16 protein-coding genes are annotated in these 21,650 nt (G+C 58.2%); all 16 read left to right on the forward strand.

Features of this window, described 5'->3' with window-relative positions:
* Positions 1-43: 43 nt before the first annotated feature.
* The 16 genes from rfbB to B0E41_RS18480 all read left to right on the forward strand — a co-directional run bounded on the left by rfbB (position 44) and on the right by B0E41_RS18480 (position 21,440).
* Positions 44-1,108 (forward strand): dTDP-glucose 4,6-dehydratase, encoded by a 1,065-nt coding sequence (rfbB, locus tag B0E41_RS18405; RefSeq protein ID WP_077333025.1) that lies wholly within the window; start codon positions 44-46, stop codon positions 1,106-1,108.
* Positions 1,105-1,992 (forward strand): dTDP-4-dehydrorhamnose reductase, encoded by an 888-nt coding sequence (gene rfbD, locus B0E41_RS18410; protein ID WP_077333027.1) that lies wholly within the window; start codon positions 1,105-1,107, stop codon positions 1,990-1,992. The genes rfbB and rfbD overlap by 4 nt, the downstream gene beginning before the upstream one ends.
* Positions 1,989-2,879 (forward strand): glucose-1-phosphate thymidylyltransferase RfbA, encoded by an 891-nt coding sequence (rfbA, locus tag B0E41_RS18415; RefSeq protein ID WP_077333029.1) that lies wholly within the window; start codon positions 1,989-1,991, stop codon positions 2,877-2,879. The genes rfbD and rfbA overlap by 4 nt, the downstream gene beginning before the upstream one ends.
* Before the next feature lie 5 nt (positions 2,880-2,884).
* Positions 2,885-3,430, forward strand: coding sequence for a dTDP-4-dehydrorhamnose 3,5-epimerase (gene rfbC, locus B0E41_RS18420; protein WP_077333031.1), 546 nt, complete (start codon positions 2,885-2,887; stop codon positions 3,428-3,430).
* Between the two features lie 8 nt (positions 3,431-3,438).
* Positions 3,439-4,914 carry a mannose-1-phosphate guanylyltransferase/mannose-6-phosphate isomerase gene (locus B0E41_RS18425; RefSeq protein WP_077333033.1) on the forward strand — a complete coding sequence of 492 codons (1,476 nt, stop codon included), beginning with the start codon at positions 3,439-3,441 and terminating at the stop codon, positions 4,912-4,914.
* Complete coding sequence (locus B0E41_RS18430) at positions 4,914-5,705, forward strand: ABC transporter permease (RefSeq protein WP_077333035.1); 792 nt, start codon at positions 4,914-4,916, stop codon at positions 5,703-5,705. Before B0E41_RS18425 ends, B0E41_RS18430 begins: the two co-directional genes overlap by 1 nt.
* 11 nt (positions 5,706-5,716) lie before the next feature.
* A complete protein-coding gene (locus B0E41_RS18435) occupies positions 5,717-6,937 on the forward strand; it encodes an ABC transporter ATP-binding protein (RefSeq protein WP_077333037.1) in 1,221 nt (406 codons plus the stop codon).
* Positions 6,934-9,969 carry a glycosyltransferase gene (locus tag B0E41_RS18440; RefSeq protein WP_077333039.1) on the forward strand — a complete coding sequence of 1,012 codons (3,036 nt, stop codon included), beginning with the start codon at positions 6,934-6,936 and terminating at the stop codon, positions 9,967-9,969. The genes B0E41_RS18435 and B0E41_RS18440 overlap by 4 nt, the downstream gene beginning before the upstream one ends.
* Before the next feature lie 49 nt (positions 9,970-10,018).
* A complete protein-coding gene (locus B0E41_RS18445) occupies positions 10,019-11,677 on the forward strand; it encodes a glycosyltransferase family 4 protein (protein ID WP_171984816.1) in 1,659 nt (552 codons plus the stop codon).
* 61 nt (positions 11,678-11,738) lie between these two features.
* Positions 11,739-12,773, forward strand: coding sequence for a GDP-mannose 4,6-dehydratase (gene gmd / locus B0E41_RS18450; protein WP_077333043.1), 1,035 nt, complete (start codon positions 11,739-11,741; stop codon positions 12,771-12,773).
* 28 nt (positions 12,774-12,801) lie between these two features.
* Positions 12,802-13,437, forward strand: a complete 636-nt coding sequence (locus tag B0E41_RS18455) for a class I SAM-dependent methyltransferase (protein WP_077333045.1) — start codon at positions 12,802-12,804, stop codon at positions 13,435-13,437.
* Entirely contained in the window at positions 13,404-14,324 is a 921-nt protein-coding gene (locus B0E41_RS18460) for a hypothetical protein (RefSeq protein WP_143433900.1), read from the forward strand. The genes B0E41_RS18455 and B0E41_RS18460 overlap by 34 nt, the downstream gene beginning before the upstream one ends.
* A gap of 28 nt (positions 14,325-14,352) precedes the next feature.
* Positions 14,353-16,542, forward strand: coding sequence for a hypothetical protein (locus tag B0E41_RS18465; RefSeq protein WP_143433901.1), 2,190 nt, complete (start codon positions 14,353-14,355; stop codon positions 16,540-16,542).
* 94 nt (positions 16,543-16,636) lie between these two features.
* Positions 16,637-17,488: a GDP-mannose 4,6-dehydratase gene (locus B0E41_RS18470; protein WP_077333051.1), complete on the forward strand. Its 852-nt coding sequence runs from the start codon at positions 16,637-16,639 to the stop codon at positions 17,486-17,488.
* 45 nt (positions 17,489-17,533) lie between these two features.
* Entirely contained in the window at positions 17,534-18,310 is a 777-nt protein-coding gene (locus tag B0E41_RS18475) for a class I SAM-dependent methyltransferase (protein WP_077333053.1), read from the forward strand.
* Entirely contained in the window at positions 18,300-21,440 is a 3,141-nt protein-coding gene (locus B0E41_RS18480; protein ID WP_077333055.1) for a glycosyltransferase family 4 protein, read from the forward strand. The genes B0E41_RS18475 and B0E41_RS18480 overlap by 11 nt, the downstream gene beginning before the upstream one ends.
* The last annotated feature ends 210 nt before the right edge of the window (positions 21,441-21,650 follow it).

Raw genomic sequence — 21,650 nt, forward strand, 5'->3', positions numbered from 1 at the left:
CGACGGCTCAAACAGCAAACACAAGACAAACACAGGAAAGAAAATGATTCTGGTCACCGGTGCCGCAGGCTTTATTGGCGCGAATTTTGTACTGGACTGGGTGGAGCAATCCGACGAGACGGTGGTGAACCTGGACAAGCTCACCTATGCCGGCAACCCCGAAAACCTCGCCAGCCTGCAAGGCAACCCCCAGCACATTTTTGTTCAGGGCGACATCGGTGACCGCGCCCTTCTGGATCGCCTGCTGACCGAGCACCGCCCGCGCGCGGTGGTGAATTTCGCGGCAGAGAGCCACGTGGACCGATCGATCCACGGTCCTGAGGACTTTATTCAGACGAATGTGGTTGGCACGTTTCATCTGCTCGAAGCCGTGCGCGCCCACTGGGGTTCGCTGGAAGGCGCAGACAAGGAGGGATTCCGGTTCCTCCACGTGTCGACCGACGAGGTCTACGGCACCCTCGGGCCCGGAGACGCGCCGTTCACCGAGACCACCCCCTACACGCCCAACAGCCCCTACTCGGCCACGAAGGCGGCGAGCGACCACTTGGTGCGCGCCTACCACCACACCTACGGCATGCCGGTGCTCACCACCAACTGTTCGAACAACTACGGGCCTTACCACTTCCCCGAGAAGCTGATCCCGCTGATGATCGTCAACGCCTTGGCGGGCAAACCGCTGCCGGTCTATGGCGATGGCATGCAGGTGCGCGACTGGCTCTTCGTCAAGGACCATTGCAGCGCGATCCGTCGCGTGCTGGAGGCCGGCCGGGTGGGTGAAACCTACAACGTTGGTGGCTGGAACGAAAAGCCCAACATCGAGATCGTCAACACGGTGTGTGCCCTGCTGGGCGAGATGCGTCCACGTGCCGATGGCCAGCCCTACACAAGCCAGATCACCTATGTGAAAGACCGTCCGGGTCACGACCGCCGCTATGCCATCGACGCCAGCAAGATCCACCGTGAACTCGGCTGGAAGCCGGCCGAAACCTTCGAGAGCGGCATTCGTAAAACGGTGCAGTGGTACCTGGACCACCCAGACTGGGTCGCCCATGTGCAGAGCGGCGACTACCGCCACTGGATCGGTCAGCAGTACGGGGCCACTGCATGAACATCCTCCTGACCGGCAAGAACGGGCAGGTCGGTTTTGAGTTACAGCGCGCCCTGGCCCCTCTGGGACAGGTGCATGCAGTAGATTCTGGCGACTGCGACCTTTCGGACGCAGTCGCCCTGCGCGCGCTGGTTCAGCGGATCAAGCCTCAGCTCATTGTCAATCCCGCTGCCTACACGGCGGTAGACCGCGCCGAAAGCGCCCCAGCCCAGGCGATGGCGGTCAACGCCTTGGCGCCGGCGGTATTGGGCGAAGAGGCGAAAAAGCTGGGCGCTGCGGTGATTCATTTTTCGACCGACTACGTGTTCGACGGTCAAAAATTGGGCGCGTACACGGAGGATGACGCGACAGCCCCTTTGAGCGCCTATGGTCGCAGCAAGCTCCAAGGCGAGCGCGCTTTGGCGCAGGCCACGCCCCATCACTTGATTCTGCGCACCAGTTGGGTGGTCGGTGCGCACGGCAGCAACTTTGCCAAAACCATGCTGCGGCTGGCGACCGAACGCGAGCAGCTCAACGTGGTGAATGACCAACATGGCGCACCCACATCGGCCGCGCTAATTGCCGACGTGTCGGCGCATCTGGTGCGTCGGCTGCAGACCGCTGGAGCGGCAAACTTTCCGTTTGGGCTGTATCACATGACAGCGGGCGGTGAGACCAACTGGTGCGACTACGCGCGTTTCGTGATCGGCTACGCCCAGCGCACAGGCCGCTCGCTTCGTCTCACGCCAAACGACATACTCCCCATTGGCACGGGCCAATATCCCACAGCGGCCCGCAGACCGCTGAACTCCTGCCTGGACACCACGCATTTCCGCGAAACTTTTGGCCTGCAACTGCCGCACTGGCAGCAAGGCCTCGACCACATCCTGCAACAGATCCTATGAACGCCATGCACAGAAAAGGCATCATCCTCGCCGGCGGCTCGGGCACCCGTCTGTACCCCGTCACCCAAGCCGTGAGCAAACAGCTCATGCCGGTGTACGACAAGCCCATGATCTACTACCCGTTGAGCACGCTGATGCTCGCGGGCATCCGCGACATCCTGATCATTTCCACGCCGCAGGACACCCCGCGCTTCACTGAGTTGCTGGGCGACGGCAGCCAGTGGGGCCTGAACCTGCAATACGCCGTGCAACCCAGCCCGGACGGTCTGGCGCAGGCCTTCATCATCGGTGAAGACTTCCTGGGGAACAGCCCTTCTTCGCTGGTGCTGGGCGACAACATCTTCTACGGCCACGACTTCGCCGCCCTGCTCGGCAACGCGACGGATCGCCCTGATGGCGCGACCGTGTTTGCCTATCACGTGAACGACCCGCACCGCTACGGCGTGGCTGAGTTCGACCCCTCAGGCAAGGTGCTCAGCCTGGAAGAAAAACCTGCGCAGCCCAAGAGCAACTACGCCGTCACCGGTCTGTACTTCTACGACAACCAGGTCGTGGAGCTGGCCAAGAACCTCCAGCCTTCGCCGCGTGGCGAACTGGAAATCACCGACCTGAATCGCCTGTACCTCGAAGCCAATCAGCTGCACGTCGAAGTGATGGGCCGCGGCTACGCCTGGCTCGACACCGGCACCCACGACAGCCTGCTCGAAGCCGGACAGTTCATCGCCACCCTGGAAAAACGCCAGGGCCTCAAGGTGGCCTGTCCCGAAGAGATTGCCTACCGCAGCCGCTGGATCGACATCGAACAGGTGCAGCGGCTGATCAAGCCCCTCGCCAAAAACGGCTACGGGCAGTACCTGCAACAAATCATCAAAGACGACCTGCGCTGAACGCCATGAAAGCAACTCCCCTGGCCATCCCTGAAGTCATCCTGTTCGAACCCAAGGTGTTCGGTGACGATCGCGGCTTCTTCTATGAGAGCTTCAACCAGGCCCGGTTTGAAGAGGCCGTCGGCCATGCGGTCGATTTTGTCCAGGACAACCACTCCAAATCGAGCAAGGGTGTGCTGCGCGGGCTGCACTACCAGGTCCAGCAAGCACAAGGCAAGCTGGTGCGGGTGACTCAGGGTGAAGTGTTCGACGTGGCCGTGGACATCCGCCGCTCGTCCCCCACCTTCGGTCGCTGGGTAGGCGCGCTGCTGAGCGCCGACAACAAGCACCAACTCTGGGTGCCGCCGGGTTTTGCCCACGGTTTCGTGGTGCTCAGCGACACCGCCGAGTTTCTCTACAAGACCACCGACTACTACGCACCGGCGCACGAGCGCTGCATCGTCTGGAACGACGCCGACCTGGGCATCGACTGGCACACCGCCACATCCCCCCTTCTTTCAGCGAAAGACCAGGCCGGCGCCGCCTTCCGGCAGGCCGAGGTGTTCGCCTGACACGCTCCATGAAACTCATCTCCGTTGTTCTGTCGGGCGGAGCAGGCACACGTTTGTGGCCCGCATCACGTCAGGCCTACCCCAAGCCCTTCATGAAGCTGGGCGGCAGCGCCCTGCTGGAGCAGGCCATCACGCGAGGCCAGGCCTGCGGAACCGACGACCTGCTGATCGTGACGAACCAGGACCACCTCTTCCTCACGCAAGGTCTGCTGTCCGAGATGGTGGACCCGCCCAAGGCGCGCTACCTGCTCGAGCCCAAGGGCCGCAACACCGCGCCTGCCATCGCCCTGGCCGCGCTCGCCTGCCAGGCGTCTGACGGGGACGACGCGGTCATGCTGGTGCTGCCCGCCGATCACCTCATTCCCGACACTGAGAGCTTTGTCGCCAACGCCATCGAGGCGATCCGCCAGGCCCAGAAGGGCCAGTTGGTGGTATTTGGCATCCACCCCACAGGGCCGGAAACCGGGTTTGGGTACATCGAGGTGCCCAAGGTAGGACGCGATGTTCAGCCCGTGCTGAAGTTTGTCGAGAAGCCCGACCTTCTCACGGCACAGGAGTACCTGGCCACGGGTCGTTTCTATTGGAACAGCGGCATGTTCTGTTTCACGGCGGGCACCATGCTGGCAGCCTTGGCTGAACATGCGCCCGATGTGCTGGGTGCGGCGCAGCAGACCATGGCGCAGTCGAGCACCAAGCCGCTGCCGCTGCCCGAACAGACCGGCGCACCATTGGTCACGCGCTTCGACTCACACACGTTCGGCAAACAGCCTGACATCAGCATCGATTACGCGGTCATGGAGCGCGCCACCAATGTGGTGCTGGTCCCCGCGCGCTTTGGCTGGAGCGACGTCGGTGCCTGGCCCGCCGTCGCCCAGGCCCACACACCCGACGCCAGCGGCAACACGCTGGGCGCCGCCGACAACACCGACTGGGTGGCCGTGAACACCACGGGCACCCACGTCCACATCGACAGCCACTGCCACAAAGTGGTCGCCACCGTGGGCGTCAAGGACCTGGTGGTGGTCGACACGCCGGACGCCCTGCTGATCACGAGCAAGCAGGAAGCCCAGAGCGTCAAGCGCGTGGTGGATGCCCTGAAGGAACGCCACATCAACAGTCCTCAACACCAGAGCACGCTGCTGCCGCCCGCCGTGCACCGCCCCTGGGGCACCTACGCGACCCTGAAAGAGGAAGACGGTTACAAGGTCAAGCGCATCACCGTCAAGCCTGGGCAGAGCCTGAGCCTGCAATACCACCACCAGCGTGCTGAACACTGGGTGGTGGTTCATGGGCGCGGCATTGTGCAGATCGGCGATGTCGAGTACCCCACCCGCCCTGGCGAGTACCGCCACATCCCCCTGCAGGAGAAACACCGTCTCACTAACACGGGCCACGACGAGCTGGTGTTGATCGAAGTGCAATGCGGCGATTACCTGGGCGAAGACGATATCGTCCGGCTGTCAGACACCTACGGACGGGTCTGATGGGCGCCATTCGAGCCTTGTGGGCCTACCGCGGCTTCATCCTGGGCAACGTCAAGCGGGAGTTTCAGACCAAGTACCGCAACTCCTTGCTGGGCGCGGCGTGGAACATCATCAATCCCCTGTCGATGATCGTGGTCTACACCGTGATCTTTTCCCAGCTCATGAAGTCCCGCCTTCCCGGGGTGGAAGGCACCTATGCCTTCAGCATCTATCTGTGCACTGGCATCCTGATCTGGGGGCTGTTTGCTGAAATCTCGACGCGGGCCACCGGCATGTTCCTGGAGCACGCCAACCTGCTGAAGAAAATCAGCTTTCCGCGGCTGTGCCTCCCGGTGACCGTGGTCAGCAATGCCCTGCTGAACTTCACCATCGTGTTCGGCCTCTTTGTGCTGTTCCTGCTCATTTCCGGGAGCTTTCCAGGCTGGGTCTTCATCGCACTCGGACCCCTGCTGCTGCTGCTGACGGCTTTGGCAATCGCGATTGGCATCAACCTGGGCGTGCTGAACGTGTTCTTTCGCGACGTGGGCCAGTTCTTCGGCATCTTTCTGTCGTTCTGGTTCTGGTTCACGCCCATCGTGTACCCCGCGAACATCCTGCCGGAAGCCGTGCAGCACCTGATGAACTACAACCCCATGGCCCGGCTGATCAAGGCCTTCCAGGAGGTGCTGGTGATGGGCCAATGGCCAGACTGGTACAGCCTTTGGCCCGTGGCCCTGATGACGGTGGTTCTCAGCGCAACGGGCCTGCGCCTCTTCTACCGGAACATCGGTGAGATGGTCGACGAACTCTGATCAGGACTTGCATGGGAACCATCACCATCACGAATCTGGGCAAGGCCTACAAGCAATACCCCACCCGCTGGTCGCGGCTGGCGGAATGGCTGGTACCGTTCAGCAAGCCCCGGTTCAAACACAAGTGGGTGCTCCAGGGTGTCACCTTCTCCGTGAACCCCGGTGAGGCTGTGGGCATCATCGGGGTCAATGGCGCGGGCAAGAGCACGCTGCTGAAAATGATCACGGGCACCACCCAGCCCACGACCGGCAGCGTCCACATGACAGGCCGCGTCGCCGCCATGCTGGAGCTGGGCATGGGTTTCCATCCCGACTTCACCGGCCGCCAGAACGCCTACATGGCGGGTCAACTGCTCGGTTACAGCGCCGAAGACATCACGCGATTGCTGCCCGAGATCGAGGCATTTGCCGAAATCGGCGACTACATGGACCAACCGGTGCGGGTGTACAGCAGCGGCATGCAGATGCGACTGGCCTTCAGCGTGGCCACCGCCCAACGGCCCGACGTGCTGATCGTGGACGAAGCCCTGTCGGTGGGTGACGCCTACTTCGTTCACAAGAGCTTCGACCGCATCAAGCAGTTCCGCGAAGAAGGCACCACACTGCTCATCGTCAGCCACGACAAGGGTGCCATCCAGACCATCTGTGATCGAGCCATCCTGCTGAGCGCGGGTCAGCTGGTGATGGAGGGCGAACCCGAAGCGGTGATGGACTACTACAACGCCATGATTGCCGAACGCGAGAACCAGACGGTGCGCCAGCACATCGGTGAAGGCGGCCGGGTCCAGACGGTGTCGGGCACGGGCGAGGCGGTGGTCTCCGGGGTTCACCTGCTCAACGACAAGGACGAGGTGATCGAACTGGTGAACGTGGGACAGCCAGTCGGTCTGCGCATTGCTATTGAAACCAAAAGCGAACTGCCCGAACTGGTGCTCGGGTACATGATCAAAGACCGGCTGGGGCAACCCATGTTCGGCACCAACACCCACCACCTCGACCAGAAGCTCAAGAGCGTGCCCGGAGGCCTGAAAGGCACCTACATCTTCCGATTTCCGGCCAATCTGGGGGCTGGCACCTATTCGGTTTCCACGTCGCTCCACATCGCCGACAACCATATCGGAAAGAACTACCAGTGGAAAGACTTGGCACTGGTGTTCAACGTAATGAACGTGGACAAGGCCACTTTTGTGGGCACTTGCTGGTTGCCGCCGCAGGTGGAATACCGAGCATGACCGACCGGTTCTACGTGGCTTTTGAAGACCGCTACCGGGGATCGAGGGAACTGATCTACGAGCGACTCAAGGCCTACCTGCCCTTTGTGGCCCCCCTTGCGTCCGCGTTTCCGGGCGCTGAGGTCATCGATCTGGGCTGTGGCCGAGGCGAGTGGCTGCAGATGGTTCGAGACCAAGGATTGATGCCCTTTGGCGTGGACCTCGATGCCGGCATGCTGTCCCGCTGTGAGTCCATGGGTCTGCCGGTGCAGCAGGGTGACGCCTTGGCCTACCTCGCCGGATTGCCCGACAACAGCCAGGCCATGGTATCGGCCTTCCATTTGGTGGAGCACATCCCGTTCGATGCGCTCAGAACACTGGTCCAGGAAAGCATGCGCGTGCTGCGGCCTGGAGGCCTGCTGATCCTGGAGACGCCCAACCCCGAAAACGTCGTCGTCGGCACCAATCATTTTTATCTGGACCCGACACACCATAAGCCGATACCCCACCAGTTGCTGAGCTTTTTGCCCGAGCACTGCGGCTTCGAGCGAACGAAGGTCGTTCGACTTCAGGAGTCCGCAGCGCTGGCTCACAATCTGGCCCCGGGCCTGCACGATGTGCTGGTGGGCGTCAGTCCGGACTACGCTGTCGTGGCCCAGAAAGCGGCCCCGGCCGCGATCCTCACCGGCTTTGACGGCGCTTTTGCCCGGCACTATGGGCTTTCGCTCGACGAACTGGCCGTGCGGCATGATGCCTCGGTCAGGGAGCAAATACGGTCACTGAAGGACCAGGCGGTGAGCGCTTCGCGGGCCATGGCCACCACCGCAGAAGTGGCCAGACAGTCGATGGCCCAGGCCAGAAGCGCCGAGGCCGACGTGCAACGCCTGGAGGCACTGGTGCGCCAGCTGGAAGCCCGGGCGCAGACCCAACTGCAGCAAGCCAACACATGGCGCGGCGCCACCGATGCCAGCATGGCCAACATGGTCCACCGGCTGACCCGGATGGAGCGCTCCGGACCGATCGGCCTCCTGAAGTACCGGGTGGCACGGCCCTTGGTGGCGAGTGCGGCGGCAGCGGGCGCTTCGCTGCTCACACCCTTCCCGACCCTGCGCCGGCACGCGGGTGCCTGGCTCTCGACCCACTTGCCACACGTCCATCAACGTCTGGTGTATCTGGCGCGCGGCAATGGTACAGACCACCCTGAGGAGACAGCCGGGTCAACAGGGTCAGCGGGGGAAGAACATGCCCGCACAGCGCCCATCGAAGTCCCGAGGGGTTTGCACCAGCGCACGGGGCCGATCGGCCCGCAAGCCGCGCTGGCCAACGCCGCATTGAGCGCGCTGGCGCGACCGCTGGAACTCGACAAGTACCTGTCCCTGCAGCGACCGGCGTCAGAGAGCGAAAGCCTGGAACCGGTCACGACACTGGGTCAGATGCGGCGCAGCGCGGCGTCGGTGTGTTTCGTCATCACCGTCGATCGGGACGACGCAGAGGCATTGAGCCGCAGCGTGCAGTCTGTCCTGAGGCAGACCGATCCTGCCTGGGAAGTCCTCTTGTGCGGCAGCGAAGCCATGCAAGCGCGCATCGCCGATTGGCTGGACATCGACTGGCGCATCCGTCGCGTCACCCAGGGGGCCGATTCCAGCGAGGTTCAGAACATCCTTCGGGCCTCTGGCCTGGCCACGAGTCTCTTTGTGGGCCTGCTCGCACAAGGTGATGTGGTCGATGACGATCTGGTCAAACACCTCAGCAAGTGCCTAACGAACGACCCCGGGTTGGATCTGGTCTACACCGACGAAGCGACCCTGATGAAGGACGGCTCGGTCACCTCGCCGTTTTTCAAGCCCGACTGGTCCCCCGAGCACCAGCAGTCCGTCAATCTGGTCGGCCGGTTTCTCGCCGTGCGCAAGTCGCTGCTGCTCAACCTGCGTGTCGCCAACACCGGATCACCGGAAGCCGATGAGTACGCTCTGGCGCTCGCTGTCACCACGGCCGCCCGGCGTGTCGGGCACATTGAAGATGTCCTGTACGTCCGCGAGCGCGAAATCGACATCCCGGTGGGGGGCTTTTTCTCCACCGAAGGGCTGGAACCTGCCCGCCATGTCCTGCAGGCCCACTTGGCCCAGGAAAGCCCCGATGTGGAGGTCGTCGCCCACCCGAATCCGGGCAGCCTTCAGGTCAAGTGGCCCATCCCTGAGGGGCTGGAGGTCACGCTGCTCATTCTCACGGCCATGCAGGAACGCACGGTGCCGGGCCGGGGACACCTGGTCCTGGCCACCAATTTTGTGCGCTCCATCATCGCCAAATCGACTTTCAAGGGCTACCGGATCATCGTGGTGGACGACGGTCACGTGCCCGACGACCTGCGCGACCTGCTCGCTGCGCACGGTCACACCACACGGACATTCACCAAGAAGGGTGAGTTTTCGTTTGCCGAAAAATCCAACTTCGCCACTTCGCTGGTCCCGTCCGGCGTGGCCCTGCTGCTCAACGACGATCTGGAGGTGATCGCCGGCGACTGGATCGAGGCGCTGGTCAGCCACGCGGTGCGTCCCGAAGTGGGCGTCGTGGGCGGCAAGCTGCTGTTCCCCAATGGAAAGATCCAGCATGCCGGCATCTCGACCGGGCTCAACGGGTCGGCAGGACACGTTTTCATGAACAGCCCGTCCCGCGAACTGGAATACGGCGGCTATGCCTCCGTCGACCGCAACTGCGGTGCGGTGACCGGTGCCGTGATGGCGTACCGCAAGGACTTTTTCGACCAGATGGGGGGCTTCGACGAGGTCTTTCGTGTCGACTACAACGACATCGACTTCTGCCTGCGCTGCGTGAAGGCCGGGTACCGGGTGGTCTTCACACCGCACGCTGCGCTCTATCACTTCCACAATTCCAGCTTCAAGCGCCAGCACGACAAAAGCATTGAGCGACAGGCGTTCTTGGCCCGCTGGCAACGCGTTGTGGACCGAGACCCTTACTTCGGTCTGCACCTGCGCTCCATCTGTGCCGAACAGCACAACGACAGCATTCCGGAACATGATGTCTCCTCGCACTGAGTCCCCCACGGCGCACGCCAGCCCCTACGATCGGGCGCCGTACAGCCAGTTGCTCAACCAGCTGGAGGACCATGCCCGCCGTGAAGCGGCGAGGATGGGTGCGGACTGGCACGGCACCATGGTCGCCAGCCCCGAGTCACATGAAGTGATGAAGCAGGCACTGACGCTGCTCCTGCTGGGTCTTTTCGACACTCAGCACTACCTCACCGCCTACCCTGACATCGCCACCTGCGGTGCCGATCCCCTGCTGCACTATGTGGAGTACGGGGATCGTGAAGGTCGCTGGCCCAATGCCCATTTCAATCCGCAGACTTACCGAACACAGTTCGGCCCTGACGGCCTTGGACCGGTCTGCGCGCTGTACCACTACGCTGCGCTGGGAGAAGATCTGGGGCTGGGGTCACCGACCGCCTTCGACCCCCTGCGCTACCTGTCGTCGAACCCGGAGCTTCAGCCCTGGCTGGACCGGCCCCTGACGCATTTCTTGCACCTGGGCAAGCCCGCCGGCCTGGTGCTCCACCACCGCATCCGCCTCTCGAGGCAACAGTGTGTGACCGTCCCGCCCAGGACCACGCTGGCGATCCCGGAGGGCATGCGCGCCGATGAAGGCATCAACGTGGTGGGTCCACTGGACCGAGTGTCCGGCCTGGGCGTCAGCGCGCGCGGTTATCTGGAAGGTCTTCGCCTTGCCGGTGCGACCCGCATCGGAACCAGCGCCCGGCAGCTGGAGTTTCCCAGGCAAACCAGCATCGGGGACCAACTGAATTTGCCCCCTTTTATCGACAGCGCGAAGATCAACGTCGTCCACATGAACGGCGATACCTTGCCCATGATGCTGGAGCACGGCGGCGAGGCGCTGTTCAGGAACACCTACAACATCGCGGTCTGGTACTGGGAACTGCCCACCCTGCGCCCGGAGTGGCAGGTGTCGATGAAGTACTTCAACGAGTTCTGGGCCCCCACGCCATTCATCGCAGAAACGCTCAAGCGCTCCACGGCCAAGCGGGTCACCTTGCTTCCGCCCTACCTGGCCTACCTGAACGACATCCAGCCAGACACGGTTCATCGTGCTGCCACCCGCAACTTCGTCTACTGCTTTGATGCCAACAGCGTCCTGGAGCGGAAGAACCCGGGTGCGCTGCTGGAGGCGTTCTGGCAGGCTTGCCCGGTCAACGCCGGTTACGACGACGTGACACTCACCTTCAAGATCACCTATCCGGACCATAGCATTCCGGACGTCAAACGGCTCTACGAGGCCGCGCAGCTCGATTCGCGCATCCGCATCATCGACCACCTGCTCTCAGACGCCGAGCTGCACGAGCTGATCGGGACCGCCACCGCCTACGTGTCACCCCACCGATCAGAAGGCCTGGGACTGACCGTGGTGGAGGCCATGGGTGCCGGCGTTCCGGTGATCACGATTTCCTTCGGCGGGCTGAGCAGCTTTATCCGGCCCGAAACCGCCTTCCCCGTCCGCTACGACCTGGTGGAACTGGCTGAAGACCACTTGCCCTATCCCCAGGGGTTCGTCTGGGCCGATCCCGACGTTGATTCGCTCGCCGACAATCTCCGGTTCGTGCTCGACAGGCCAGATGAAGTGCGCGTGCGCACCGAGGCCGCACGGCGCCACATCCTCGAGTTTTTCTGCTCCCCGCGGCTGGTCGCGTCGTACCGTGCGGAACTGGAGCGCCTGTCCACGCTGGCGTAGCGCACCCGCCCCGCTGGCGGCAGACGCCCTCCCATCCATTCAACGTCATTCGGAGAACAGCTTGAAAACCGCAATCATCACCGGCATCACCGGGCAAGACGGCGCCTACCTCGCAGAACTGCTGCTGGACAAGGGATACACCGTCTACGGCACCTACCGCCGCACCAGTTCGGTCAACTTCTGGCGCATCGAAGAACTGGGTGTTCAGAACCACCCGAACCTGCACCTGGTCGAGTACGACCTCACCGACCTCGGCACCAGCATTGCCCTGGTTCAGAAGGTGCAACCCGACGAGATCTACAACCTCGCCGCGCAGAGCTTTGTCGGCGTGAGCTTTGATCAACCCACAACCACCGCCCAGATCACGGGCATCGGTGCCGTCAACCTGCTGGAAGCCATCCGCCTCATCAACCGCAAGATCCGTTTCTACCAGGCCAGCACTTCGGAGATGTTCGGCAAGGTGCAGGCCATCCCGCAGGTGGAAGACACACCCTTCTACCCGCGCAGCCCCTACGGCGTGGCAAAGCTCTACGCTCACTGGATGACGATCAACTACCGCGAGAGCTACGACATTTTCGGCAGCAGCGGCATCCTGTTCAACCACGAGAGCCCGCTGCGCGGCCGCGAATTCGTGACCCGCAAGATCACCGACAGCGTCGCCAAGATCAAGCTGGGCCAACTCGACATGCTGGAACTGGGCAACCTGGACGCCAAGCGCGACTGGGGCTTTGCCAAGGAGTACGTTGAAGGCATGTGGCGCATGTTGCAGGCCGACCAGCCAGACACCTTCGTGCTGGCCACCAACCGGACGGAAACCGTGCGCGATTTCGTCGCCATGGCTTTCAAGGGTGCCGGCATTGAGGTGACATTCAAGGGCGAAGCCGAAAGCGAAACGGCTGTGGACGTCGCCACCGGCAAGACCGTGATGCGCGTCAACCCCAAGTTCTACCGCCCGGCTGAAGTGGAGCTGCTGATTGGCAACCCGGCCAAGGCAAAGGCCCAACTGGGCTGGGAACCCAAAACCACGCTGGAGCAGCTGTGCCAGATGATGGTTGAGGCAGACATGCGTCGCAACCAAAAAGGGTTTTCGTTTTAAAAGCAGGTAGATGGACGGGAGTGGAAGTTTGAAAATATCGCATGGTCTGGAAGACAGCGGGATCGTGGTCGGCAATGTGTACGACAAGTACGAGTCACGCAACCCGCTCGTGCGCAAAATCATGCGCGGTTTTTCGGACGCACTCGACGACATGGTCCACCAGGTGGTACCCAAGGACATCCATGAACTCGGCTGCGGAGAAGGTCACTGGGTTCTGGATTGGCGCCGGCAAGGCATGAGCGCCAGAGGGAGCGACTTCTCGGAAAAGATCATCTCGCTGGCGCAGGAGAACGCCATCAGCGCCAACCTGGACGCCAGCATTTTTTCTGTTCGCAACATCTATGACGTCACAAGGGAAACCGACAGCGCTGACCTGATCGTCTGTTGCGAAGTGCTCGAACACATGTCCGACCCATTGGCAGGCCTGCAAGCCCTGCAACGCATCACCCAAAGCCACATCATCCTCACGGTGCCCCGGGAACCGATCTGGCGGGCCTTGAACATGGCCAGAGGCGCCTACCTGAAACACCTGGGAAACACACCGGGTCATGTCCAGCATTGGTCAACCAGAGAGTTTGTCGCCTTGGTTGAACGTCATTTCGATGTCATCGCCGTGAAGACGCCTTTGCCGTGGACGATGTTGTTGTGCAGGGCCAGAGCCTAACAAATGTGAAGCGGCCACTCTGCCTCCAGCGCTGGCTGCATGCAGCCACCGCATTGCTCGCCCTGTCAGGGGTAGCGTTTGTCGCGCTGAAAATCAAGGAGCATGCCGGACAGATCGACATCTCGGGTTTCAGTGCGGACACCTGGTCATTGTTGATCGTGCTCGCTTTGGTGTACGGAGGGGCCAATGTCTTGCTCGCTCGTGCCTGGTGGAACCTGCTCAAGCAACACAAGCTGCAAGTACCGTGGCAATGGGCGCTCAAGACCTATGGGGTCTCACAAATCAACAAGTACATCCCCGGCAACATTTTTCACCTCGCGGGTCGACAGGCGATCGGCATGGCGGCAGGATTGGGTGCGCAACCACTGGCGCGTTGCTCGCTGTGGGAACTCATGCTGATTGCTGCAATCGGTGGCGTCTTTGGCATCTTGGCCGCACCACTGCAGTGGCATCAGGTCTCCTTGGGCATGGCCATTGGCCTTTGGGCACTGGCGATGACCGTCAGCATTGCCTTGCTGCGCAACCTCGGAGCCCATTCGCTGTCCAGGGCCTTGGGATGGCAAGCTGGCTTCCTGTGGATATCGAGCGTGGTGTTCATGGTGGTGCTCAAGTTAATGGCCCCGGCGGACGCGCTCCAGTCGCCAGAGTGGCCCATCCTATGGGGCGCATACATCCTGGCTTGGCTGGCGGGTTTGCTTTCGCCTGGAGCCCCCGCTGGCGTTGGCGTTCGCGAGGCGGTCCTGCTCCTGCTGCTGAGTGGACATTTCGCTCAAGCAGACCTTCTGTTGGCTGTCGTGGTCGGGCGCGTGATCACAGCATCTGGCGACCTGTTGTTTTACCTCTACGCCCTGACGCTCAGAGCCCAACACGCTGTCATCAATGACTAGCAAATCACTCTGTCAATCTGGGGGAACCGTGCTGACGCTGCTCTGCGCGTGGGCAGCGGTTTTGGTCATGCATGGCGCTGTACCGTTTGTATCAACCCCCACCCTGGGTCAGGCGGTGTGGTCCACCGGCTTTGCTCAATCGTTCGCCAATCAGTCGATATGGAGCATCTTCGCCACCAATTTTGGCGCCCCTGAACCGGCAGCAATGGCATTCGGCCTGCCCGGCGCGATGCTCACCGGTGTGTTCATCAGATTGGGCATGCCGCCGCCCGACGCCTACAGCGCCATGGTGGCCTGCTGGATGGGATTGGCCTTTGTCGCTGCGCGCGCCTTGGCCACGCATTGGTCGGTATCACCCCGTCTGGCCTGGGTCGCAGCCTTTGCCTGGATGAGCATGCCGGTCACGTGGGCACACGCTGGCTACTCCATGCTGTCCATTGGCATTGCGCTCCTGCCCCTGTACCTTCTGCAAACAGTCCAACTGGTGGCCCCTGAGAATGCGGGTTCGGTATCCGATTGGCGCACCCACATGCGCCAAATGATGTCGTACCCGCTGATCAGCATTCTTGCGGTTTTCATGGATGGCTACAGCTTCATGTTTTTTGCAATCGGTGGCTCCCTTTTGCTGGCATGTGCTTGGCTTGTGGGTACTCCGGCCCATCGACAGCGCCTGACCTGGATGGCACTGCCGCTGCACACCACCAGCCTGCTGCTGGCGTATCTGCTGTATGGGTGGTTTATCGGCAAGTCCAGCTACTCGGCACCATCAATGGACGTTTTCCGTGGCTGGGGCGCCGACCTGACCTTCTTCATACAACCCACCCAAGGCGTGCACTGGATCCCGGACTGGTTGGGATGGAGCAAGGAACGCTCGACAGAGCGCTACTACGGCGACGATTCGGTCTGGATCACAACCTTTTGTACGCCCATTTTTCTTGCTGGCTTGTGGGCATTCTGGCGTCTGCCGCGACATCGCACGGTGACCTTGGGGCTGATCTGCATGCTGGTCGCCGGTTTCTACATGGCGCTGGGTCCGTCGATCAAGCTGAACGCCATCAAACCTCTAGGCCATGTCGAGCAGACGATGCCTGCGGAAGCCGGTTTGGCCCCCACTGGGTCAGAGCTCATGTCAGCGAAGCTGCCGGGCTTTAACAACATGCGAGCCAGCTACCGATGGACGGCACTTGCCGTTTTCGGTGCATGGGGCCTTCTGGTTCTGGCATTGGCCTCACCGCAACGCCACACGAAATCCGTGGCGCTGCTGCTGATATGTGGCGTGGTCCTGCTCAACCTGCCCTCGATCCCAGACAAACTCGAAAGAGACATCCGGTCGCGCAGCAAGTTCTTCCAGATCGAGAAAGATCTGGTCGACCACATGCGCTCAGACCTTCGACCCGGTGAACGGGTGGCCTTTCTGCCCTGGCGTAACGACTTTCTTGTCAACTACGTCGCCGCCCGGCTGGGTATCGTCGCCTTCAATATCGGGGGTGACAAAAACCTTGAGCACGCGAGACAGTTCTGGCCGGTGTGGATGAGTGGCTTCAAAGCAGAGACGTTCGACGAACAGTTTGTCGACCGGGTGCTGATGCTGCTCGCCAGCCGGGAAGCCGACACCGTGATCCTTCCGCACATGAACATGTTGTTGGCGGCACACGAATGGCCCTACCCCGCCGATCTGAAAGCCCAGGTCCGCTCCGTCGTCAAAGCCTTTGAGCAAGAAGGAATGGTGGTGGTCAGCGAGCATCCGCTCTACACATCCGTGCGTCTGAAGAACGTCCGTACCGATCGACCCGCAGATCCCAACATCGCGATGAGGTTGAAGCAAATCTGCCTTCCACCGATTTGTTTGAAACAAGATGGGTTCGGGGAAGGCAACGACACCCATGTAGGACAGTTGAAGGAAGGCCGTCTGCTCACATCTGGAAAGCCTGGCTTTCTCCTTTTCGGACCGAGGGTGACGATGAATCCTGGCAGCTACCAGCTCACCCTCAAGGGAACAAGCACCCACGACTCGGGCACATCATGGGTCGAGGTCTCTTCGAAAGACGGCACACTGATTCATGGCAGGTACAAGCTGATACCGTCAAACGACTCAATGCTGCTACAAACACAGGTCGTCATTTCCACCAGTACCCAGACATTGGAAATTCGAGTTTTCGTCGAATCCACCGATGAACTTCAACTGGAGGGATATGTATTTCGTCCATCGATCAAATAAAACACCGCCTCAAAAGAAACATGCGACGAAACTGCATTGATCGAACTCCACGTCCTCAACGAAGCCGTCGCCAACATCAACCAACACCACAACCATGCGCATACTTTTAACGGGGTCAGATGGGTTCACCGGTCGAAATTTCAAGGCCATGGCGGCAACTGCAGGGCATGAAGTTTGGTCGCTGCAGGCCAACCTGACAGACGCCACCGGGTTACGCGAAGAAGTGGAGAATGCGCAAGCCGATTGGGTTCTGCATTTGGCTGCAATCAGTTTTGTGGGTCATGCAGATGCAATTTCATTCTACTCAGTGAATGTGATTGGCACCATGAACTTGCTTTCTGCCTTGGCGGCGCTGCCAATAAAACCACTCAAAGTGCTGCTGGCCAGCAGCGCAAACATCTACGGAAACAGCGAGGCATCTCCCATCGGAGAAACCACAGCGCCCGCACCGATCAATCACTACGCGACGAGCAAACTGGCCATGGAACACATGGCCTTGACCTACGCAGATACGCTTCCGCTGGTATTGGTTCGACCTTTCAATTACACAGGTCCTGGTCAAGCTCCGGAATTTCTGATCCCCAAATTGGTGAAGCACTTTGCTGAGAGGGCCCATACCATTGAATTGGGCAACCTGCATGTTGAACGTGAATTCAACGATGTGCGCATGGTCTGCAGCGCCTACCTAGCTTTGCTTGCACTAGGCAAGAACCGTGAAATCTACAATGTCTGCTCTGGCGAGACGCACTCATTGCAAGATGTCATCGCCCGTTTGAAACACCTGACAGGACACACAATAAATGTCAAAGTCAATCCTGCTTTCGTGCGCGCCAACGAGGTTCATCGCCTGTGCGGCAGTCCGGAAAAAATGACAGCCCTCATTGGCCCGCTTGCAACCTACACCTTGGATGAAACGCTAAGAAGCATGTTGCAAATCACCTTTTAGTTAAGCGCCTCCAAAACCATTCGGCATTGAAATACCAAACCTATCATGACGAACGACAAACAATCCATCAAAGAAAAAGTTTCAAGCGTTTTGCACTGGTATCACCAAATCACCATGCCAGATGGATCAGTCACGCCAGGATTAAATAAGTCCGCAGCAACAATGGCCGTATACGAGAAACTCGGATTTCCTACGGATTTGCGTGGAAAAAGAGTTTTGGATGTTGGCTGCGCTGACGGATATTACTCCTTTATTTGCGAACAACGTGGCGCAGAGGAGGTCATTGCGGTTGACTACAGGCAACCAACAGCCTCTGGATTTTCAGTTGCGGCATCCATTCTCGAAAGCAATGTAAAGCATGTTGTCGATAACGTTTATGATATTTCTCCCGAAAAATATGGAAAATTCGATTTTATAATTTTTGTCGGTGTATTGTACCATTTGCGCAACCCCTTATTTGCACTTGACAACTTAAGGAAAATGGCAAAACCCAATGCCACCGTGTTGGTAGAGTCCCACATTGCAGATGATGAAATACATGAAACGCTGCGATGCGAAGATTTGACTGAAGCACAAATGAATGCCATCAATAAAATTTCATTGTGGAAGTTTTATTACGCAAACACCCTGAACAATGATGCCAGCAACAAATGGGCCCCCAACTTTAAAGCCTTGGGTGAAGTCTGCAAAGAAGCCCAACTGGAAATCGTTGCACAGGAAAAATTTGGCTCAAGAGGTGCCGTACTTTGCAAAGCAATAAGCGATAACGCTTTGGAGCACTCTCGAAAAATGGACAGTGCAACAGGCCTCAATGTCGCCTGAATTTGAAGCTCAAGCATTGACAGCGCAGGGGGAAGATAGAATGAGAACCGCCTTTTACACGATCGTATCCAACAATTATCTGCACTTTGCCAGAACCCTGCTTCAAAGCATAAAAATTCAGCACCCTGAAGCTTCGCTGTATTGCGTGATTGTTGACACCGATCTTGAGCCTGCAAAGCAGTATGAAGACGAGTTCACCATCATTGAGTTAAGAGAGCTGGGTCTACCCAATCCAAAGGAATTCACCTTTCAATATTCTGTTCTCGAACTGAATACTGCCGTCAAGCCGTGGGCCATGCAACTCCTGCTACAAGCTGGCTTTGACATAGCTGTCTACATTGATCCAGACATCACTCTGTTCAAGCCCTTGGTTGAAGTGATGGATGCCCTCAAAGGGAGTTCAGATATCGTTCTGACCCCGCACTTGATTTCACCCATAACTGATCAGAAAAGCCCTACCGAACTGGACATCAGAAGGTCGGGAACATACAACTGCGGATTCTGCGCCACAAAGCGTACAGAAAATGCAGATAGCTTTTTAAAGTGGTGGATGAAGAAGCTTGAATATGATTGTGTAGTAGATATGGATCGGGGGATTTTCACCGACCAGAGCTGGATCGATCTCGTTCCTGGGCTATTCGAGAATGTCTACGTTCTACGCCACCCTGGCTATAACGTTGCATATTGGAATCTTGCACAGCGAAGGATTTCGCGCGCGCCCAATGGGAACTGGCTTTCCAACGGAGTGCCTCTGGTTTTTTTCCATTTCAGCGGCATCAATCCACTGAATCCGGCAGTATTTTCAAAGCACCAGAACAGATTCACGCTTGATACTCTTGGAGAGGCAAGACCGCTTGCTGAAGAATACGTCGATAAACTGCTTCTGAATGAAGCACAGAGATTCTCTGCATTCAAGTATGGATTTGGGATTTTCTCCAATGGGGAACCAATACCTGATTCCTTTCGTCGAGAATACCTGAGGAACACTCAGCTTAGAAACCTGATGTCCCCCAATCCCTTTGAAAAACCTGATGCGCTCATCTGGTCTCGCGTAGGATTTGGCAACCACCTGACGCCCATCACATGGACAATGCATGGGCTGTGGAAATCTCGACCTGACCTGATGCGAGAATTTCCACTGGACGACGAGACATCTGTTCAAAAGTTCTGGGCGTGGTTGCTACTGGAGGGCTCATCGGTATTGGGCCAGAGCCTCATGGAAGCGCACAATAGATATCACGACAAAATTGAATCCGGAGAAATACAGAAAATTGAGAGCAAATCCGGCGAAATTCAAAAGTCTGCAGCCCGCGCAAGTCATATATACAAAGTACTATTTGACATAGATGAAAATTCCCACGAACTGGATGACTCAAAGGAGGCTTTCTTAACACGTGGTCGCGGTGTATTTTCGATAGCTTCTATTGTACTAAGGCACAAAGTTATAGATCTCTCCCGTATAGCGAGGGCGATTATTTACACTCTTTCGGATGCTTGGGCCGCGCCAGAGTCAAAGAAAATCAACGAAAATCGAAGCCAGGAATCGGTACTTCAAATACCATCTAATAGCCCATATCAAGGTCTATTTGAGACCGCGGCAGAAGATGACAGTGGACAAAGAGGAATTTGGTGTTCCACACAAGTTTTCGTCCCCATTCCAAATATACCTGGAGGTATGCTTCGCATTGAGGGATTGTTCATTCCGGAACTGCTTCAACGCGCCACTGGTCAAGACACTTTTTTCATCAGCGTTTCGCTCGCCGACGACATAGTAGGAATCTCAGACAGACGCACTGATGGAATTATCGATGCAAGCTTCCCTCTGCCAGAAAAAATTCCATCGCACGGAATGCTAAAACTTGAAGCAAGCTCATTTTTCGTGCCAAAAAGTATTGGACTGAATGATGACTCAAGAAAACTGAGTTGGCGCGTCAAAAATATTTCCGTTGACAGCCATATCATTATCGATTGCACACAGCCACAAAAGTTGGCCAATCCAAGCGATTTATTCAAAATTCCCGGTTTAAATTTGATTGGCTATTTGGGTGCAGAGCTGGGCGTTGGAGAGGCTGCACGAAGCTTGGCCAAAGCATCGTCATCAGTTGGCATCCCATATTCAATAATTGATGTTGGCTATCAAACACAAAATCGGCAAACTGATAGAAGTGCTTGGGATCAGGCAACACCTGATCACTATCCAATTGATTTGATATACGTCAATGCTGATCAGACCAGGGCAACGCTAGCGTATCTTGCGGGAATGAATATTGAATCCGCGAAAGCTCGCATTGCATATTGGCACTGGGAACAGCCAAAATTGCCGGAAAAATATCTTGGCGCGTTCTCTGGTCTAGATGAAATTTGGACCCCTACTGCTTTCGTGCAAGAAGCCGTTTCATCGATTTCGCCCATTCCAGTTTTCAAAGTTCCTCACTGTGTGTCTTTTACCGTCAACCCACAGTTCACCCGGGCTTCATTTGGAATCCCCCAAGATCGATTCGCTGCTCTGGTCATGTATGACTTTCATTCCTACAAATTCAGAAAAAACCCCGAAGCAGCAATTGATGCATTTCGCATTGCATGCATGACTCAACCCTCCACAAAGGCCACATTGATCATAAAGACGATCAACTCAATCGACTATGCAGAAGACTACGAACGACTGAAACAGAGTGTTGATGACATTGAAGATGTCATATTTCTGGATCAGGTCTACTCCCGAGATATGCTGTATGGGCTTGAGGCAAATTGTGATTGCTTGATTTCCCTCCATCGCGCCGAGGGGTTCGGACTTGGCCCCGCCGAAATGATGTTCCTTGGAAAGCCCGTGATTGCCACGGGGTGGTCCGGAAATATGGAATTCATGAACACCCAAAACTCCTTTCCCGTGCACTACAAACTGAAGCCCCTGGAAAAATCTGTTGGAGTATATGAGGCAGGGCAGGTTTGGGCTGAGCCCGACATCGAACACGCTGCTTACTGTCTTTCAATGGTATTCAATGACTCACACTTAAGAAAGTCTATAGGTCTGCAAGCAAGGGAGACCATGCTCAATCAATACAATCCAAAAGTTGTTGGTGAAATGTATCGACGACGCCTCGCATTGATAGGTGCTCGAATGGAAATATAGGCCAGCTTCGGTTGCTGGTGATGAGGCGGAAAATAGGCAACCAAAAACAACGCCGTGCATCTTGCATGCAGGGTCAAGAAGAGGGCGGATTCAAGTTTGAAGTGCAACACCTGCCACCGAGTAAGGTCCGCAGATGCAAAGCACCCCGTCCAAGCGCTATCAACAGCTCCAGCCTGAAGACCGCGTGACTCTGGCCAGTCTGGCCCAGCA

Origin of the sequence: Hydrogenophaga sp. A37 (genome assembly GCF_002001205.1) — a bacterium.
Classification (GTDB): Bacteria; Pseudomonadota; Gammaproteobacteria; order Burkholderiales; family Burkholderiaceae_C; genus Hydrogenophaga.

What these genes read in the sequence shown, in the direction of transcription:
- rfbB (WP_077333025.1), top strand. Translation starts at nt 44, where the DNA reads ATGATTCTGGTCACCGGTGCCGCAGGCTTTATTGGCGCGAATTTTGTA.
- rfbD (WP_077333027.1), top strand. Translation starts at nt 1,105, where the DNA reads ATGAACATCCTCCTGACCGGCAAGAACGGGCAGGTCGGTTTTGAGTTA.
- rfbA (WP_077333029.1), top strand. Translation starts at nt 1,989, where the DNA reads ATGAACGCCATGCACAGAAAAGGCATCATCCTCGCCGGCGGCTCGGGC.
- rfbC (WP_077333031.1), top strand. Translation starts at nt 2,885, where the DNA reads ATGAAAGCAACTCCCCTGGCCATCCCTGAAGTCATCCTGTTCGAACCC.
- B0E41_RS18425 (WP_077333033.1), top strand. Translation starts at nt 3,439, where the DNA reads ATGAAACTCATCTCCGTTGTTCTGTCGGGCGGAGCAGGCACACGTTTG.
- B0E41_RS18430 (WP_077333035.1), top strand. Translation starts at nt 4,914, where the DNA reads ATGGGCGCCATTCGAGCCTTGTGGGCCTACCGCGGCTTCATCCTGGGC.
- B0E41_RS18435 (WP_077333037.1), top strand. Translation starts at nt 5,717, where the DNA reads ATGGGAACCATCACCATCACGAATCTGGGCAAGGCCTACAAGCAATAC.
- B0E41_RS18440 (WP_077333039.1), top strand. Translation starts at nt 6,934, where the DNA reads ATGACCGACCGGTTCTACGTGGCTTTTGAAGACCGCTACCGGGGATCG.
- B0E41_RS18470 (WP_077333051.1), top strand. Translation starts at nt 16,637, where the DNA reads ATGCGCATACTTTTAACGGGGTCAGATGGGTTCACCGGTCGAAATTTC.
- B0E41_RS18475 (WP_077333053.1), top strand. Translation starts at nt 17,534, where the DNA reads ATGACGAACGACAAACAATCCATCAAAGAAAAAGTTTCAAGCGTTTTG.
- B0E41_RS18480 (WP_077333055.1), top strand. Translation starts at nt 18,300, where the DNA reads ATGTCGCCTGAATTTGAAGCTCAAGCATTGACAGCGCAGGGGGAAGAT.